18 protein-coding genes are annotated in these 16,764 nt (G+C 48.8%); 8 read left to right on the top strand and 10 right to left on the bottom strand.

From position 1 onward, the window contains the following. The first annotated feature begins 4 nt into the window (after positions 1–4). On the top strand, positions 5–2,374 hold the full coding sequence (locus XMM312_RS10765) for a Lon protease family protein (protein WP_173489244.1): 2,370 nt from the start codon (positions 5–7) through the stop codon (positions 2,372–2,374). A gap of 130 nt (positions 2,375–2,504) precedes the next feature. Here XMM312_RS10765 and XMM312_RS10760 read toward each other — a convergent pair whose 3' ends face one another. Next, entirely contained in the window at positions 2,505–3,047 is a 543-nt protein-coding gene (locus XMM312_RS10760) for a gamma carbonic anhydrase family protein (protein ID WP_173484673.1), read from the bottom strand. Positions 3,048–3,125: 78 nt separating this feature from the next. Between XMM312_RS10760 and prlC the strand changes: the two genes are divergently transcribed. From prlC to XMM312_RS10745, 3 genes are read left to right on the top strand one after another with little or no spacing between them, the layout of a single operon-like run. Next, on the top strand, positions 3,126–5,156 hold the full coding sequence (prlC, locus tag XMM312_RS10755; RefSeq protein WP_173489243.1) for an oligopeptidase A: 2,031 nt from the start codon (positions 3,126–3,128) through the stop codon (positions 5,154–5,156). Positions 5,157–5,174: 18 nt separating this feature from the next. After that, complete coding sequence (locus XMM312_RS10750; protein WP_173482188.1) at positions 5,175–5,456, top strand: YheV family putative zinc ribbon protein; 282 nt, start codon at positions 5,175–5,177, stop codon at positions 5,454–5,456. A gap of 1 nt (position 5,457) precedes the next feature. After that, positions 5,458–6,039 (top strand): DNA-3-methyladenine glycosylase I, encoded by a 582-nt coding sequence (locus XMM312_RS10745; protein ID WP_173489242.1) that lies wholly within the window; start codon positions 5,458–5,460, stop codon positions 6,037–6,039. A 143-nt stretch (positions 6,040–6,182) separates the two neighbouring features. Here the strand turns inward: XMM312_RS10745 and XMM312_RS10740 are convergent, their stop codons facing one another. Genes XMM312_RS10740 through XMM312_RS10725 form a run of 4 tightly spaced genes read right to left on the bottom strand, consistent with a single transcriptional unit; the run spans position 6,183 to position 9,544 of the window. After that, positions 6,183–7,514: an MATE family efflux transporter gene (locus XMM312_RS10740; RefSeq protein ID WP_173489241.1), complete on the bottom strand. Its 1,332-nt coding sequence runs from the start codon at positions 7,512–7,514 to the stop codon at positions 6,183–6,185. Continuing rightward, complete coding sequence (gene znuB / locus XMM312_RS10735) at positions 7,511–8,299, bottom strand: zinc ABC transporter permease subunit ZnuB (protein WP_173482193.1); 789 nt, start codon at positions 8,297–8,299, stop codon at positions 7,511–7,513. Before znuB ends, XMM312_RS10740 begins: the two co-directional genes overlap by 4 nt. Then, positions 8,292–9,059, bottom strand: coding sequence for a zinc ABC transporter ATP-binding protein ZnuC (gene znuC / locus XMM312_RS10730; RefSeq protein ID WP_173489240.1), 768 nt, complete (start codon positions 9,057–9,059; stop codon positions 8,292–8,294). The genes znuB and znuC overlap by 8 nt, the downstream gene beginning before the upstream one ends. After that, positions 9,056–9,544, bottom strand: a complete 489-nt coding sequence (locus tag XMM312_RS10725) for a Fur family transcriptional regulator (RefSeq protein ID WP_173483723.1) — start codon at positions 9,542–9,544, stop codon at positions 9,056–9,058. Before XMM312_RS10725 ends, znuC begins: the two co-directional genes overlap by 4 nt. 63 nt (positions 9,545–9,607) lie before the next feature. Here XMM312_RS10725 and znuA point away from each other — a divergent pair, with 63 nt between their 5' ends. Then, entirely contained in the window at positions 9,608–10,564 is a 957-nt protein-coding gene (gene znuA / locus XMM312_RS10720; protein WP_173483724.1) for a zinc ABC transporter substrate-binding protein ZnuA, read from the top strand. A gap of 1 nt (position 10,565) precedes the next feature. Here znuA and XMM312_RS10715 read toward each other — a convergent pair whose 3' ends face one another. Both XMM312_RS10715 and XMM312_RS10710 read right to left on the bottom strand, forming a co-directional pair. Continuing rightward, positions 10,566–11,138, bottom strand: coding sequence for a DUF3750 domain-containing protein (locus tag XMM312_RS10715; protein WP_371739806.1), 573 nt, complete (start codon positions 11,136–11,138; stop codon positions 10,566–10,568). Between the two features lie 121 nt (positions 11,139–11,259). Continuing rightward, positions 11,260–12,264 carry a GTP-binding protein gene (locus tag XMM312_RS10710; RefSeq protein ID WP_173483725.1) on the bottom strand — a complete coding sequence of 335 codons (1,005 nt, stop codon included), beginning with the start codon at positions 12,262–12,264 and terminating at the stop codon, positions 11,260–11,262. Positions 12,265–12,359: 95 nt separating this feature from the next. Here XMM312_RS10710 and XMM312_RS10705 point away from each other — a divergent pair, with 95 nt between their 5' ends. Continuing rightward, on the top strand, positions 12,360–12,530 hold the full coding sequence (locus tag XMM312_RS10705) for a DUF6435 family protein (protein WP_173489239.1): 171 nt from the start codon (positions 12,360–12,362) through the stop codon (positions 12,528–12,530). A 9-nt stretch (positions 12,531–12,539) separates the two neighbouring features. Here the strand turns inward: XMM312_RS10705 and XMM312_RS10700 are convergent, their stop codons facing one another. From XMM312_RS10700 to XMM312_RS10690, 3 genes are all read right to left on the bottom strand, one after another. Beyond that, positions 12,540–13,328 (bottom strand): EAL domain-containing protein, encoded by a 789-nt coding sequence (locus tag XMM312_RS10700; protein ID WP_173489238.1) that lies wholly within the window; start codon positions 13,326–13,328, stop codon positions 12,540–12,542. 69 nt (positions 13,329–13,397) lie between these two features. Beyond that, positions 13,398–14,729, bottom strand: coding sequence for an AarF/ABC1/UbiB kinase family protein (locus tag XMM312_RS10695; protein ID WP_173489237.1), 1,332 nt, complete (start codon positions 14,727–14,729; stop codon positions 13,398–13,400). Between the two features lie 66 nt (positions 14,730–14,795). Continuing rightward, on the bottom strand, positions 14,796–15,392 hold the full coding sequence (locus XMM312_RS10690) for a transglycosylase SLT domain-containing protein (RefSeq protein WP_173482202.1): 597 nt from the start codon (positions 15,390–15,392) through the stop codon (positions 14,796–14,798). 223 nt (positions 15,393–15,615) lie between these two features. Between XMM312_RS10690 and XMM312_RS10685 the strand changes: the two genes are divergently transcribed. Together XMM312_RS10685 and XMM312_RS10680 are read left to right on the top strand one after the other, a co-directional pair. Continuing rightward, positions 15,616–15,993 carry a hypothetical protein gene (locus tag XMM312_RS10685; RefSeq protein ID WP_173489236.1) on the top strand — a complete coding sequence of 126 codons (378 nt, stop codon included), beginning with the start codon at positions 15,616–15,618 and terminating at the stop codon, positions 15,991–15,993. Between the two features lie 155 nt (positions 15,994–16,148). Further along, positions 16,149–16,559 (top strand): PH domain-containing protein, encoded by a 411-nt coding sequence (locus tag XMM312_RS10680; protein WP_173489235.1) that lies wholly within the window; start codon positions 16,149–16,151, stop codon positions 16,557–16,559. Positions 16,560–16,764: the final 205 nt, after the last annotated feature.

The raw sequence follows: 16,764 nt of genomic DNA, 5'->3' as shown, positions 1-16,764 counted from the left end.
CCGCATGGAAAAGCTAGCCCCGCTCTCAGTCGATCAACTCTACCGTACCTGCGATACCGATCTTCTCCCGTTTAAAACCACCGATAACCTAGAGGGCTTCGCCGGCTTCTTTGGTCAAGATCGTGCGCTTGAAGCGATGGAGTTTGGGGTAGGCATGAACCGCCCCGGCTACAATCTATTTGTGATGGGTAACCCGCACACAGGACGTTTCTCCTTTGCGATGGAGAATCTGCGAGAAGCCGCTAAAAGCCAATCCAAGCCATACGATTGGTGTTACCTAAAGAACATACAAGACACTCGTCACCCTCAAGCGCTGCGCCTCCCAGCCGGTAAAGCCGTTAAGTTGCAGCACGATCTTAGTAAGCTTCTTAACCGTGTCGTCACTGAGCTGCCTGCTGCCTTTGAAAGTCCCGCCTATCAGCGTGAAAAATCTAAGATTGAACGTGACTTCAACCGTCTCTATGACAAAGCAGTAGAGACGGTCGAGAAGCAGGGGCGTGAATACTCCATCGCCGTTTATCGTGATGCGGGCACGATTGGATTTACGCCCGTAGCGGAAGGGCAAGCCATCGATGAGGCGGTCTTTTCGGCGCTTCCGGAAGAGATCCGTGACGCCTTTTCAACACACATATCCGAACTGGAAGAGCTGCTTAATGAGCAACTGACAGAGATGCCACGCTGGCGCCGTGAGGCCGCTGAAGCACTGCGTTACCTCGATCGTGACACCGCTCGTCACGCAATTAAACCCCTGTTTGAAGAGGTGCGAGGTGAATATTCAAACCTGAAGGGGGTGAACAGCTACCTTGAAGATGTAGAGCGTGATCTGATTCGTAACGCCGGTGAGATGATTGCGGAGGGGATTTTTGAGAACAAATCCGAGACGGCTCGTCGCGAATTCATGAACGAGAACTACGGTCTTAATCTGCTCGTTGATAATGAGAAGACCAAAGGTGCGCCAGTGGTCTATGAGGCGCACCCAAGTTATGAAAATCTGTTTGGACGCATTGAGTACAACAGTGAAATGGGTGCTATGATCACCAACTACCGTCTGATTCGTCCGGGTGCACTGCATCGAGCCAATGGCGGTTACTTGATCATTGAAGCGGAAAAACTCTTTGAGCAACCCTTTGTCTATGGCGCCTTGAAGCGAGCGTTAAAAGCGCATGCGATTCGCATCGAAAACCCAGTCAGTGAGTATGCCGGTATCAGCACCGTAACGCTCTCACCTGAGGAGATCGATCTGGATGTGAAGATCGTCCTCATTGGCGCCCGTAACATCTACTACCTCTTGCAAGAGCTCGATCATGACTTCGAAAAGATGTTCCGTGTTGTGGTCGATTTTGAAGAGGATGTCGAGCGCACACCGGCGACCATTCGCCAGTACGCCCGTCTAATGAGCACGCTGGCCAAAGAGGAGAAGCTAGCACCGTTAACTCGTGAAGCGGTAGCGCGACTGGTTGAGCACTCCTCTAGACTGGCGGGTGATCAAGATCTTCTATCGGCGCATATCGGTGAATTAGTCGATCTACTCTGTGAAGCGGACTACCGTCGCGCTAAATCGAATGACAAATACATCGATGCGGCACACGTCGACGCGGCACTGTCGTCCAAAGAGCGTCGAACCGGGCGTCTCTCTGAAAAGATCCAAGAGGGTATTACCAACGAGACCGTTTTGATCGACACGGATGGTGAAGCGATCGGTAAATCCAATGGTTTGACGGTTCTGCAGGTTGGTGATGTTAGCTTTGGTTCGCCGGCGCGTATTACCGCAACGGTACACCCCGGTAGTCGTGGCATCGTCGATATTGAGCGTGAAGTCACACTCGGCCAACCGATTCACTCAAAAGGGGTGTTAATTCTGTCCGGTTACCTGGGTCACCGTTACGCTAAAGAGTTCCCGTTAGCGATCTCGGCCAGCATAGCGATGGAGCAATCCTACGGTTATGTGGACGGTGATAGTGCCTCAATGGCGGAGATCTGTACCCTGATCTCAGCGTTAACGCACATACCGATCAAACAGCAGTTCGCGATGACCGGATCCATCAACCAATACGGTGAAGTTCAGGCGATTGGTGGTGTTAACGAGAAGATTGAAGGTTTCTATCAACTCTGTGAGTCTCGCGGTTTAACCGGTAGACAGGGTGTGATCATTCCCAAAGCGAACGTACGCAACTTGATGCTGAAACAGGAAGTGGTGGATGCCGTGAAAGAGGGGCTCTTCTCAATCTACTCAGTCGCAACCGTTGATGAAGCGCTGGAGCTTCTAATGGGTCGCAGCGCAGGTAAAGAGAAAGCCGACGGCGTGTTCACCCAACGCTCTATTGGTGCTGAAGTGGTTAAACGCTTGCGTGAGTTGTCTAAGGCGAAGGCTTAGTCTATTTAGTCTCTGCCGTTTCTTAGAGTGGGGTCAGACCACAGGTCAGACCCCTGTTGGAGTCTTCTCGCAGAGGAGACGATGAGATATCGCCTCATTTCGCTTCGCTCAATAAAGCTCCAGCAAATTTTTAATTTGCCCAATCCTCGGCCAGATGCTCATTCTTCAGCTTCACATAGTTGGCAGCAGAGTAGCTGAAGTAGCTCATCTCTTTTTCAGTCAGGTCGCGAACTGCTTTGGCAGGGCGGCCCATGTAGAGCTTGCCACTCTCTAGACGCTTACCTGGCGGTACAAGCGCGCCGGCACCGACAACGACATCATCTTCAACGATTGCGCCATCCATTACCGTCGCTGACATACCAATCAGGACACGGTTGCCTATGGTGCAGCCGTGCAGCATCGCCATGTGACCGATGGTCACTTCATCGCCAATAATCAACGGATAGCCGTCAGGGTTATAGCTGCTGGCATGAGTGATGTGCAGGATTGCTCCGTCCTGAACATTGGTGCGAGCGCCGATACGAATATGGTTCATATCGCCACGGATCGCTGTCAGCGGCCAAACAGATGCGTCATCACCCAGCACCACATCCCCAATGACAACCGCACTGGGGTCAACAAACACCTTATCACCTAGGGTTGGGCTGATGCCTTTAAAAGGACGTAGTTTCATATCGCATTCCTTGAATAACTGATCCGCTCACCCCATTGTATAGTAAAGCGTATAGAGTTTTTGATCTCGGAGAGACCGATGAGTAACCCACTGTTAGAACCATCTTCACTGCCACAATTCAGTACCATCAAACCTGAGCATGTTGTTCCCGCCGTCGATGAGCTATTGCAGCGTAACCGTGAGCGTATTGCAAAGATGACCGAACAACCACTGATGGATTGGCAGAGTTTAGTGGGTGAACTGGAACAGCTAAATGATGAATTAGCTCAAGCCTGGTCTCCGGTCTCTCATCTCAACGCCGTGGCGAATACCGATGAGATGCGCGAAGCGTATAACGCCTGCCTACCTAAACTCTCTGAATACTTTACTGAGCTTGGCCAGAATAAAAAGCTCTATGAAGCGTACGAACAATTTAGTCAAAGTGCGGCCTTCTCTGAACTTTCAGATGCCCAAAAGAAAGTGATTACTAACTCACTTCGTGACTTCCGTCTAGCGGGTATTGGTCTGCCAGAAGAGAAACAAAAACGTTACGCCGAGCTTCAACTAAAACTCTCTGAATTGACCACTAAATTCTCTGAGAACGTCTTGGATGCGACACAGGGGTGGACCAAGCATATTACCGATGAGACCGAGTTAGCTGGGTTGCCCGATCATGTCCTTGAAGCGGCTAAGCAGGCGGCTGAAAGTGAACAGTTAGAGGGCTGGGTGCTGACTCTCGACTTCCCTGTCTACTATGCCGTGATGCTGCAGGCTGATAATCGTCAACTGCGTGAAGAGTTCTATACGGCCTATGCGACTCGTGCTTCTGATCAGGGGCCAAAAGCGGGTGAGTGGGATAACACCGATCTCATTGAGCAGATCCTGACCCTGCGCCTTGAGTTGGCGAAGTTGCTTGGGTTTAGTAATTACGCGGAATATTCACTGGCCACTAAAATGGCTCAATCTACCGATCAGGTGGTGAACTTCCTTGAGGACTTAGCAGCTAAAAGCCGTCCTCAAGCCGCTAAAGAGTTAGAAGAGCTGACCGCTTTTGCTCAATCAGAAGAGGGTATGAGCGATCTGCAAGCTTGGGATATCACCTACTATGCAGAGAAGCTGAAACAGCAACGCTTCAACATTTCCCAGCAAGAGCTGCGTCCCTACTTCCCACTCCCTAAAGTGTTGGATGGGCTGTTCGCAGTAACCGAGCGCCTCTTTGGTGTCAGCGTTACTGAACTGAAAGAGTTTGATACCTACCATGACGATGTTCGACTGTTTGAGTTGAAGCGTGATGGTCAGGTACTCGCAAACTGTTACCTAGATCCATTTGCTCGTGCCGGTAAACGTGGTGGTGCATGGATGGATGACTGTCGTGTTCGCCGTAACATCAATGGTGATATTCAACTGCCCGTGGCGTATCTAGTCTGTAACTTTACGGCGCCGTTAGAGGGCCAGCCTGCGCTACTAACCCATGATGAAGTAACGACACTGTTCCACGAGTTTGGCCACGGTCTGCATCACATGCTGACGCAAATGGAACATGCCGATATCAGTGGAATTAATGGCGTGGCCTGGGATGCTGTCGAACTGCCCAGTCAGTTCATGGAGAACTGGTGTTGGGAGCCAGAAGCGTTGGCACTGATCTCCGGTCACCATGAGACAGGTGAGCCTCTGCCAGAAGATATGCTGAATCGCATGCTTTCGGCTAAGCATTTCCAATCGGGCATGATGATGGTGCGTCAGCTTGAGTTTTCACTGTTCGATTTCATACTTCATCGTGATTTTGAGCCTGGCCAAACGTCAGTACAGTCTGTTTTGAACAGTGTTCGTGAACAGGTAGCAGTATTGAACCCACCTGCATTCAACCGTTTTCAGCACAGCTTTAGCCACATCTTTGCAGGCGGCTATGCAGCCGGGTACTACAGCTATAAATGGGCTGAAGTTCTGTCGGCCGATGCGTTCTCTCGTTTCGAAGAGGAGGGTATCTTTAATCAGGAGACTGGTGCATCCTTCCGAACTGAAATCCTTGAGAAGGGCGGTTCTAAAGAGCCAATGGAGCTATTTGTCGCGTTCCGTGGCCGTGAACCTGAAGTGGATGCTTTGCTTCGCCACTCAGGTATTGCCGCTTAATTCAGCGAAGGAGCTGCTATGAAACCAGTTAAACGCTTTGTCGCCGGTGTGGTCTGTCCACGCTGTGCCGCTATGGATAGCACACGAATGTACCGCGATGAAGAGCGTGAGTATCGTGAATGTGTTAAATGCGGGTTTGAAGACAGCATGCGCCTTGATGGCCGTCCAGAACCCAAAGAGCTTGAGACTCGAGTCTCTAAAGAGGGTGTGGATCCGTTAAAGAATACGCCAGCAACGGAAGTAGAAGCTCAGCCGCTGCAGTTCTTTACTAACCCTAATTTGCAGAAAAAGGACCACTGACGTGAGCCAAGATGCTGATATCTGTGGCTGGGCACGTCAGTCTGAGATAGAGCATCGTTACCACGACCAAGAGTGGGGTTTACTGCGAACTGATGACCGAACACTGTTTGAGTTTATGGTTCTAGAGTCCGCACAAGCGGGTTTAAGCTGGCGCACCGTATTAAATAAACGCGAAGGCTACCGTCGCCACTATCGTAATTTTGAACCCGAGCGAGTGGCTCAGTTTGGAGAGAAAGAGATAGAGGCGATGCTGGCTGATGCCGGAGTCATTCGTAATCGCGCCAAAATCGAAGCCTCTATTAATAATGCTAAGCACTTCTTAGCCATTTCGACGGAGTTCGATGGTTTTGCAAACTTTTTGTGGTCGTTTATGGAGAGTAGAGTGATCGTAAACAGACCCAAAACGCTAGCTGATATACCTGCAGAAACCGATCTCTCAAAGCAGATTGCGAAAGATCTAAAGAGACGTGGCGTTCGCTTCTTCGGCTCAACCATCGTCTACGCCTACCTTCAGGCTACCGGCTTCGTCAACGATCACCTAGAGACCTGCCCCGCCTACCAGCGTTGCATCGATCATCTGTAGGAACGAATTGCCAAAGGCAAACCGTGACGCAGAAATAGTCGTGTCAGGCTGAAAGCCAGACACGGGGACTTTGTGGCGGGTCTTGTTGCAACGGTGTCTGGCCTTCAGCCTGACACCACCTTCAAATGTTATTTAGGATTGGATTACGCCTTAAACCAAACCCCACGCTGGTTATAGCGGTGGAAAATCCAGAACCCCATCAATGCTCTGACCAAAAATGCCGCGGTGAATGATAACCATAGGCCGGTATTACCTAGATCTTGTGTTAGCCACCAGAGGGGTAAAAACGTGCCAAACACAGTGACGACCATGATCTGCAGCATCGCTTTAGATTGAGTCGTGCCGACAAGAACACCATCTTGGAAATAGCTCCATACAGCGATCAATGGAAGCACCCAGATAAAGATCAAATAGTCCTGTGCGACATCCAATACCGATTCAATGTCGGTCATCAGGCTCAGAATAGAGTGCCCACCCAACATAAACGTGAGTGTAAGCCCCAGCGCAAACAACAAGGACCAGAGAGCTGAACTCTTCATGGCGCGGTAGAAGTTGTATCGATCCTTGGCACCCGCATAGCGACCACAGATCGCCTCAGCAGCGTGGGCGAATCCATCGAGAGCGTGCGAGATCAGCATCAAGAAGTTCAACAGGAGAGCATTAGCCGACAGTATATCCGTTCCAAGTCGCGCACCTTGTGAGGTGAAGAAAGCAAACATAAAGAGCAGTGACGCGGTCCGAACAAATAGGTACTTATTCACGGTAAAAATCGCGCGATAGGCTGACAGTTGACGAAGTGAGTTTGGCAAAATTGCACCATCAATCAGGTTTAGATGGCGCTTCATCAGCAGTAACCCAAGAACCACACCGGTGTATTCAGCTATCAGTGTTGCACTGGCGACACCCTCTGCGCCCCAGCCGAAACCGAGCACAAACAGCAGATCTAACACCAGATTCGTCAGGTTGACGACGGTCATAATGATCAGGGGTGAGCGTGTATCTTGATTACCGACAAACCAGCCCACTAAGACGTAGTTGAACAGCGCCGCTGGAGCACCGTAGATACGAATATCGGCATAGCTTCGAGCGGTTTCGTGGACATCGGAATCGGCACCCATCCACTCTAAACCCAAAGTGAGTATGGGGATTTGTGCGAGCCACATAAGGCTGCCGAGACCCAGTGCGATCAGGGTTGCTTGCGCTAAAAAGGTCCTATTTGCATTGCCATCTTGGCGTCCCACAGCTTGTGCAATTAGCCCAGTGGTGCCCATTCGTAAGAATCCAAACGCCCAGTAGATGGTGGTAAACAGTGTGGCTCCAATTGCCACCGCCCCTAAATGCTTCGGATCATCCAAATGGCCGACAACGGCGCTATCGACAAGACCCAAAAGGGGAACAGTGATGTTGGATAGCAGCATCGGCCAGGCCAGCGCCCAAACACGCTGATGCATGCTCCAATCATTCAGTTGAATCATGCCCTTGCCCGGGGTGCGAAGAAGATCAATAAGAAGATCACCAGTGCGCAGACAACGACACTCGGGCCCGCTGGAGTGTCCGCAAACCAAGAGAGCGCAATACCTCCAACAACCGCGATAGACCCAAGCATACTGGCAAAAATCGCCATCTGTTCTGGCGTGGCAGACATTCGCCGCGCCGCTGCAGCCGGCATGATCAATAGAGAGGTAATGAGCAGCACACCAACCAGTTTCATCGCACCAGCAATCACCATGGCGATTAACAACATTAGGGCGAGTCTATAGCGAGCAACCTGTATCCCCTCTACTTGGGCCAGCTCCTCGTTAATAGTGATGGCTAGCAGTGGTTTCCAAAGCCAGTAGATCGCGGCTAAGACAGCTATGCCTCCCAACAGAATCCACTTAAGGTCTTCGGGAGTGATCGCTAATAGATCTCCAAACAGGTAGGCCTGAAGGTCGATGCGTACGTTATCCAACAGTGATATCGCGACCAGACCCAGTGATAGCGCACTGTGCGCCATAATCCCCAACAGCGTATCGGTGGCTATCCAGTGTTGGCGCTGCATTGCGACTAAACCAAGCGCCAGCGCTACACAGCAGAGCACGACGGCTAGGCTCAGGTTGATATCAAACAGAATGCCCAGTGCGATGCCGAGTAGAGCTGAGTGAGCCAAGGTGTCACCGAAGTAGGCCATACGGCGCCACACAACAAATGCACCTAAAGGGCCGGCAACAATGGCGACTGCTATGCCGGCAATCAACGCATAGATGATGAAATCAAGCATGATCACCCCCACAGCAGTCACCTTCAACGACGTTACCATGCATATCGTGGCTATGGTTGTGATGGTGATTATAGAGCGCCAGCGTTGACGCGTGAGAAGCGCCAAACAACTCTATATAGGCAGGGTCTGCGCTGACGGCTTCTGGATGTCCCGAGCAGCAGACATGTTTGTTCAGACAGACGACGTGATCGGTCGATGACATAACCAGATGCAGATCGTGTGAAATCATTAACACACCGCACTTTCGTTCTTTACGGATATCCGTGATCAGCCGATAGAGTTCGGTTTGACCATTAATATCGACACCTTGAACCGGCTCATCTAGCACGAGTAGATCGGGGTTTCTTAACAGAGCCCTAGCAAGAAGGGTTCTCTGCATTTCACCACCGGAAAGATCATGAATCGAGTAATCGACCAGGTGTTCAGCACCCACCGAAGCTAATGCAGCCTCGATGTCGTTTTGGTTATAGCCATGGGGAATCTGCAAAAAGCGTTTAACGGTTAACGGTAGTGTCCGGTCGATCTGAATTTTTTGCGGCATATACCCGATGCGCAGGCCCGGTTTCGTCCAAACAGTGCCTTCGGTCGGTTTCACCAGTCCAAGTAACACCTTTACCAGTGATGACTTACCCGCGCCGTTGGGTCCGATCAGTGTGGTGATGCAGTCGTTATGCAGTGGCAGGTTCACATTGTTGAGCACCGATTTATTACCAAAGCGCAAACTGACCCCGTCCAATCTGGCCAGATCTGGATTACTCATGATTCACTCCCACGACAATCGCTGCAAAGACCTAACAGCTCGATATTCTCTTCCTCAAGCTGAAAGCCGTGCGTATTAGCGACTCGATTAAAGCTCTCTTGAAGCTCACTGGTCTCAATTTCGGCTGCGGTTTTACACTCTCTGCAGATCATAAATGCCGATGGATGTGGGTGTTCTGGATTTGAGCATCCAACAAAAGCGTTGAGTGATCCGATTTTGTGAATGAGCCCCAGCTGATGCAAAAAATCCAATGCCCGATAGACCGTCGGTGGCGCTGAGTTAAAGCCCGCGTCAGCCAGCGCGGGTAACAACTCATAGGCACCCAGTGGCTTATGGGAGCTCCAGACGAGTCGTAACACTAACTCGCGAATAGGAGTCAGACGCTGGCCACTCTCTTGGCAGATCGCCTTGGCGTTATCTAACGCACCACTGACGCAGTGATCGTGGTTGTGGTCTGAATTGAATGCGTCGTTGATTTCAAGCATGCTTTATCTCAATTATTGTTATATTATAACAATACATTTTCTGGTTTATAGGCATTGTACCCAATGACACACAAATTTACCGCTTCTGTTGCTACCTCTCTCTTACTAGCATCCACTCAAGCTCAAGCCGATACTGTGATGGCCAGTGTTAAACCGCTGAGCCTTATTACTGCCGAACTCTTAGTCAATGTTGCCGAGGTTGATACTCTTCTGCGAGACGGTGCCTCCCCGCATGACTTTGCCCTGCGTCCCTCCGATCGTAAGCGACTGAACAATACAGATTTATTGATTTGGGTCGGCCCTGACATAGAACCCTATCTAGAGAAAGTAATCGATGCTTCTAAGGTTGAGCATTTAGCGATGCTTGATGAGCATGCAGAGCATGGTGAAGATGATCATAGAGATCCTGATCATGAAGAGGAGCATCATCACGATGAACACGAAGGCCATGAACATGAAGAGGAACATCACGATGCTCATGATGAGCATGAAGGTCATGATCATGCCGGTCTGCACCCTTGGCTAGATATCGAGACCGTTGAGCACTTTGCGGAAGAGCTGTCGGTTGAACTTCAGCACCACTTTCCTGCTAAAGCCTCACAAATCAAAGAGAACGAGACCGCTTTCTTAGCGTCACTGAAACAGTTCGAAAGCCAAGCAAAAGAGCAATTAGAGCCCGTTCACCAAAAGGGCTTTCTGGTTTTCCATGACGCCTACGATGGCTTTGTGAATCACTTTGATCTTAACCAGGTTGGCTACTTCACAGTCAGCCCCGAACTTAAGCCAGGTGCCAAACATTTAGCCGAACTTCGTGAGACGTTGGAGCATAGTGGCGTTTCATGTGTCTTTAAAGAGCCACAGTATCGACCTGCTTTGATCGACTCGATTACACGAGGATTTGAAGTTCATGTCGGTGAACTGGACCCGTTGGCCTCCGATGTTGCTCTCGCGCAAGGAGCATACGTCAACTTCATGCAGGGCTTGGTCGATGAGTTCACGGAGTGTTTAGCTAAACGCTGATTTAATCTGCATACCCTGAACCAAACGCTTTAAAAGGCATCTTCAAACCGAGCTCAGGAACCTGCTGACCAATCCATGCAGGAAAGGTATTACTGTTAGGGCCGGGAAAGAGAGTGTATTCGTTAGCCCAAGGGTAGCGTTTGGCTGCTTCGTCAATTTTAGGAATTAAGTGTTCTGCTTCAGCGCCGCGAATGTCCAAAATGAGCTCTGGTTTAGAGTTATACCAGTAGCGATCAGGGATATCCTGTTTGATTTGTAGGGCAGGTAATCCGCGTCCGGTGCGCCAACCGACAACGTCGTAAACGGTGTAGTGTTGTGCATTTTTCTGCTTGGTAGAGATCCATGTATGCACTGCAAAGTAGCCACGCACACCGAACAGATCTGCACCGTATACTTGGATAACTGCCTCAGGGTGCTCACTGGGTAGCGGTGCGATTTCAGCACTATCGCGTTTTGCGGTTCGCCAATCTTGGGTGCTACAACCGGCTAAAAAAGCGGCTATAAGAAGCGTCGCTAATGGTTTAACCATACTTTTTAATGAGGTTTGGTCGTGTTTGGTTTTTGCACTGCCCAAGGTTTTCCATTACAGGTTTTACGGTTTGGGCAGTTAGGTAGACAGCCGCGGCAGGGAAGTGGTGCATTGTTGCTCATAAAAATCTCCTTTCAGACATTTACGCCCAACAAAGCAAATCAGGTCATTCACTATCGACTGCGCAGTGTAAAATCTGTGATTCCCAGCCATCATCAAGACGCTTGGCAATCATCTCAATGCGACTCTCCTCACACGCATCGATTGCGAGCTCTTTTAGGGATCCATCCGCTAGGTTATAGCCAAATAGCCCCTCATTGGTGATAAACACCGCTTTCATTCGCTCAACCTCTAAGCCCGATAAGAAGAGATAGAGTTTGGAGCGATCAAACTGGTATCGCTGATCAAATCGCCACCCAACACTTAAGAACCCATCGCCTTGGTTTTCTGCTTTAAGAAAGCCAATTTCAGGGAGAGGCTGTTCGCTTGCCAGAACTGATTGGTGCGAATGGTGATGGTGTGCATGAGCAGCCTTAGCATGGGTGCTGCCAGACAGCAGGCTAGGGTCGAGCTGACCCTGTTCGGTAAACGCGAGTGGTTTGCTTGGGGAAAAATGCTCGTCTATATACTGTGATAGACGCTCTTTATCTCCCTCATCGTAAAGATCTTGTTTATTACCAATAACGACATCGGCAATCGCAATTTGCTGATTAAAGGTCTCATGCGTTGTATAGCGTTCATCTTTAAGCTGGCGCGCATCAACCAGTGTGATGATCTTTTGAATTGAAAGAACGTCCTGATAGTGCTCATTGGAGAGAACTTCTAGCACCTCTTTAGGGTGGCCCAAGCCAGTGGGTTCAATCAGAAGGCGATCGGGCTTAGCTTTTGCGAGCAACATGTTCAGAGCGATCTGCATCGGCAACCCTGCTGCACAACACATACAACCGCCAGGTACTTCCCTTATGAATATTCCCTGCTCTTCTGAGTATTGGCCTTGCATCAAGCTACCATCGATACCGATCTCGCCAAACTCATTAACCAAGATGGCCCAGCGTTCATTTTTTGGTTTGTTCTGCAGTAAGTGAACAATGGCAGAGGTTTTACCGGCTCCTAGAAACCCTGTAATGATATTGGTGGGGACAGCTTTAATCGTAGTGTTATCGTTTAGCATCGAATAAATCATCTATTGATGGTGTGACTGAGGATATTAATACCAAACCTATTGAATGTCTGTTGCGTAGAGAAGACAAACTTGGGAGATTAGAGATGTTTGGTTTATTTAAGAAAGATCCATTAAAGAAGTTAAAAAAAGAGTATGCAGAGCTAACAGAGCATGCGATGCAGTTGCAGCGCAATGGGGATATTGCGGGTTACTCACAGTTAACGAGCAAAGCTGAGGCTACCTACAAGAAGATTCAAGAACTTGAGAGTCAGTAGTGGGTTTACCTATTGTGAAAGCTGGCTCAACTCTTCAGTTTTAAGCAGTGTTTCAAAAGCAGGCTTGGCGAATAAGAAACCTTGCTGGTAGTAGATTCCTAGTTCCTGCAATGTCTGCTTCTCTTCAACGGTTTCGACACCTTCCGCAATGATCTGAATACCAAGATCATCACACATCGTTTTCACAGACTTAATGATTGCAAAACGTGTCTTTGAGTGGTCAATTTCATGGATCAGCTGGATATCGAGCTTGATCAGATCAGGCTTAAATTCCGTCAGCATATTTAAACCTGAGTACCCAGAACCAAAATCGTCCATAGCTGTCTTAAAGTCCTGCTCCTTATAAAACTCAATCGTTCGTTTCAGGTGAGCAATATCGTCGACACGCTCAGTTTCGCTGAACTCAAAAATCAACCTTTTGGGATCAATCGAATAGACTTTTGCCGCTTCGAGTGTGGTGCGAATACACAGCTCAGCCTTATAGATAGCCCTGGGCATGAAGTTGATACTGAGGAGCGACTCATCGTCAAAACGCGACGCAATCTCAATGGCTTTAACGCGACAAGTCTGGTCAAAGCGATAGAGGTTCTGTTCATTGACCTGTTCAAAGACTGATCCGGCCCCCTCGCCGTTAAGCCCCCTTGCCAGTGCCTCTTGGGCAAAAATCGTCTGATGGCGGAGATCAACAATGGGTTGGAAGGCCATAGTGAAATCAAAGCCCAACACCTCACCATTTAGGCACTGCTTACAGCCCAATTTTGAGTAGTCGATCGGTGTTATGACTTTGTCACTTACCATGTTGCATACCTAATCTGAGATTAGTTTCAGCATAGTTCAGTCTGTTAATGCCTTCAAATAAAAACCTTATTAACCACTAATTTGTTGGTAGATGGTTCGTGTATCAACAACAGCCTTGTGCTTTGCGGCCATTAGATAAAGCCCTGCCATTTTACGATGTAAAAACAGCACATCGGCCGGTGGGGTATGCCACGCATCTGGGTCTTTACTAACACTCATACCAATCTCATGGATGCGTTTAGCAATATCACTCTGAGCAAAATGATAAGGCGTTGCTGATCTGAGGGGTTCTGCGGCAATGGTAAAGATATCGATAACCGCTGCTTTGTTTGCCACATCGGTACCATTTTTGAAAAACCCAAGCACCTCCAATGCCGCTTCAAGGCCTGCTCGGTTTTGATCAATGGCCTGGTCTATGGCCTGTTTGTAACGATCGACAAACTGAGGATCGAACTGCCTTACCGCGCCAAAATCGAACAGAATCAGTTTGCCAGTGTCTGGGCAAACATGAAAATTTGCGGGGTTGGGGTCTGTCTGCATTAAGTTCATCTGCAGGAGTTCAGTAAAGAATAGTTCCAGCATCAGCCCCATGATGCGGCTGGCATCCTCTGGGTGATCTTTTAGCCACTCTTCAATGCCCACGCCCTCTACAAAGCTCATCGTCATGATGTTAGTTTCCGAAAGCTCAGCGAAGTAAGTTGGCATTATAAGATTTTTACTGATGCTAAAATTACTGATCTTGCCGGAAAAATCAGTCAAATGCCTTGATTCTGCGTAGTAATCAGCCTCTAAGTGAAGCTGGCGCCTTGCTTCATCAACCAATTCATCTATATCCAGCCCTTTGGGCAGTAAACCGCTTAGCCTGAGCAGTGAAATGACGTTATCTATGTCGCTGTCGATGCTCTGTGCCACACCGGGGTATTGGATTTTAATTGCTAATTCATTGTTATCCAGAGTTCGTGCTTTGTGGACCTGCCCAATAGAAGCGGCGGCAATGGGGTCGAACGAAAAATAGTTAAACTGATCCATCCAATCAGTGCCCCAGCTCGACTCAAGCGTATGTATGAGCTGAGTCTTAGGCATGATGACGCCTTGCGACTGTAGCCTAGCTAGGACAGCTGCCAGCTCAGGCGGGAGTAGGGTTCCAGCATCCATCGAGAGCAGTTGACCCAATTTCATCGCTGCGCCACGCATCCGAGCCAGTTTATCGGCAACATCACCCATATTTTTAGGTGTTAAAACCAGCTCATTCAAAGAGGGTGCTTCACCTTTTATCCAGCGTTTAGAGCCCTCTGTTAAGACGTTTCCAGCAAGTTTTGTAGCTAATCCGCCCATGCTTAATAGGCGTGATGCTCTGCTTTTGGGGACGGGGGAGGCAGTGGTTAAGGTTTTCTCATTCATGAAGTGGCGTACGTGAACGATAAACCTTCAGATCGAAACCTTTAATCAGGTTTGAGTAACGGTGGCCTAGAACGGCCACCAAGATGATTTAAGACGGTCGCGACAACCTTGCAGCTGACTGCCATACATTCGCGCATTGGCATCGACCTTTTTAGCAACACCAATTAACCAGGCTTTTTTATTGAAGGTCTGTTTCTTCCAGCCGCCGTGGCCTTCGTGATATGCAAGGTATTGGTTGTAGGCGTCCCATTTAGAGATACCCAAAGTGCGTTGTGAGATGCCGGCGTACCAACCCATAAAGTCGACAGCGTCGGCATAGTTCTCTCGGCTTGCCCAGAATCGGCCCGTTTTACTTTTGTACCAATCCCAAGTGGAGTCCTTTGCTTGTGCATACCCGTAAGCTGAAGAGATCCGCCACCACATTGGCACCCCTAAAAAGGTATCTCGTGGCGGTGCTGCATCGTGCTTAAAGCTCGACTCCTGGCGCATAATCGCCAACTGAACCTGCATCGGAAGCCCCCACTTCTCTTCCGCCGCCATCGACGCTTTGTACCAGTCAGGCTTCTCATTAAAAATGTAACAGGCGTTCTCAACATTGCGCGGAGGCGAGGTTGCGCAGCCAGCTAGCAACAGCACAGAAAACAGAGCAATAAAACGTGTCATAACAACTCTTAATTTAAACATTTGACTAGGAGAGGCTAGCACATCTTGGTTTTGCTAGCAGCGGTAATGCCGTGATGCGGCCTTTCTAATCTGTAAATGGGTGACTCATTGTTTTATAGGAATTTGCGACTACGCTTAAATTATTAGCAAATTGGAGATTGTTATGATCATTCGCACAGTTTTAGCCTCGCTTCTCTCTATCTCACTATTGGCGACATCCCCATTGGCGGTTGCAGAAAAAGGAAAAGAAAAGCCAGAACATCACCAAGAGAAAGCCAAGAAAAACAAATCGCAAAAAGCAGGCGTGGCCAAGCAGGAGGCTGTTGATCAGCTTGTTAAGGAGTTAGGGCTAAAAAATCGCGGCCAGCTTCATAGGCTATTGGGCGGATTAAACTCAACTGATATCACCACCATCACAGCCAGTGATATTCCAACAAGCAAACTCAAGCAAAGAGTCATGGATGGTGATAAATCTGAAGAGACAGTTGACCAAATTCGAAAACTAAACAGAGCGGCTATTACCTTGTTGGCTAAAGAGCCAGCAACATCAGAAGAGATTGCGCAATCAGTGGCTGACGTTCTTGAGTTGTTGAAAAATTAAATTGAGTCTTTGATATGCGGTATTGGAAGCGAAAACCGCATTAACTGGGTTAATTCTAGAGTGATTCTTTGCGGATGGGTTTATGGTAATACAAGCATTTTGTACTAGTCTTAATGATACCGGTAGTACGACTTCATAGATGAAAGGATTCCAGCATGACCACACAAATAGATAGTATTCCTACCCACGAGCGTAAAGTGTTCCTTGAACAGCATCCTGAGATGTTTAAAGCAGCGCCTTTTAGCTTCCTGCTAGCCTTAATTCTGGTTCCGATTGGCATCGGTTTGGTTATTTTTCTGATCTGGTGGTTAAAGGTAAAAACGACAAAGCTGGTTATCACCGATCAAGAGGTTGAATTCCACTGGGGCATTTTGAATCGAGATATGGTCGAAGTGAATCACGCCGCGCACCCATCTGTTGCGATAAAGCAGTCATTACTGCAAAGAATATTTGGTAATGGTGACATCACCATCACACGAGCAGGCGATGACGCAGATCTTGTGATCAAAGGATATGATGACCCAAATGAGATAAAGCGCATGATTGACGCTTGCGCACCACAATGAATGAGATTCTTGAGATCGGCAAAGAGGTTTACCATAGAACACAAACAAAAAGCCCAGTCGTTTGACTAGGCTTTAAAGATGGTGCCTCGAGGCTTCTATGTTGCCTTCCACGAGCACTTTAATAGCTAACAAGCGTACTGATTACGCCAGTCTACGGTACTTTAAGGTTCGATGTACAGGGCGGAAATGTACCGAAAAATGAGCC

The sequence above is a fragment of the Marinobacterium sp. xm-m-312 genome (assembly GCF_013283295.1).
GTDB lineage: Bacteria > Pseudomonadota > Gammaproteobacteria > Pseudomonadales > Balneatricaceae > Marinobacterium_E.
The sequence above is the reverse complement of the archived record's forward strand: the minus strand, read 5'-3'. Positions and strand labels throughout refer to the sequence as shown.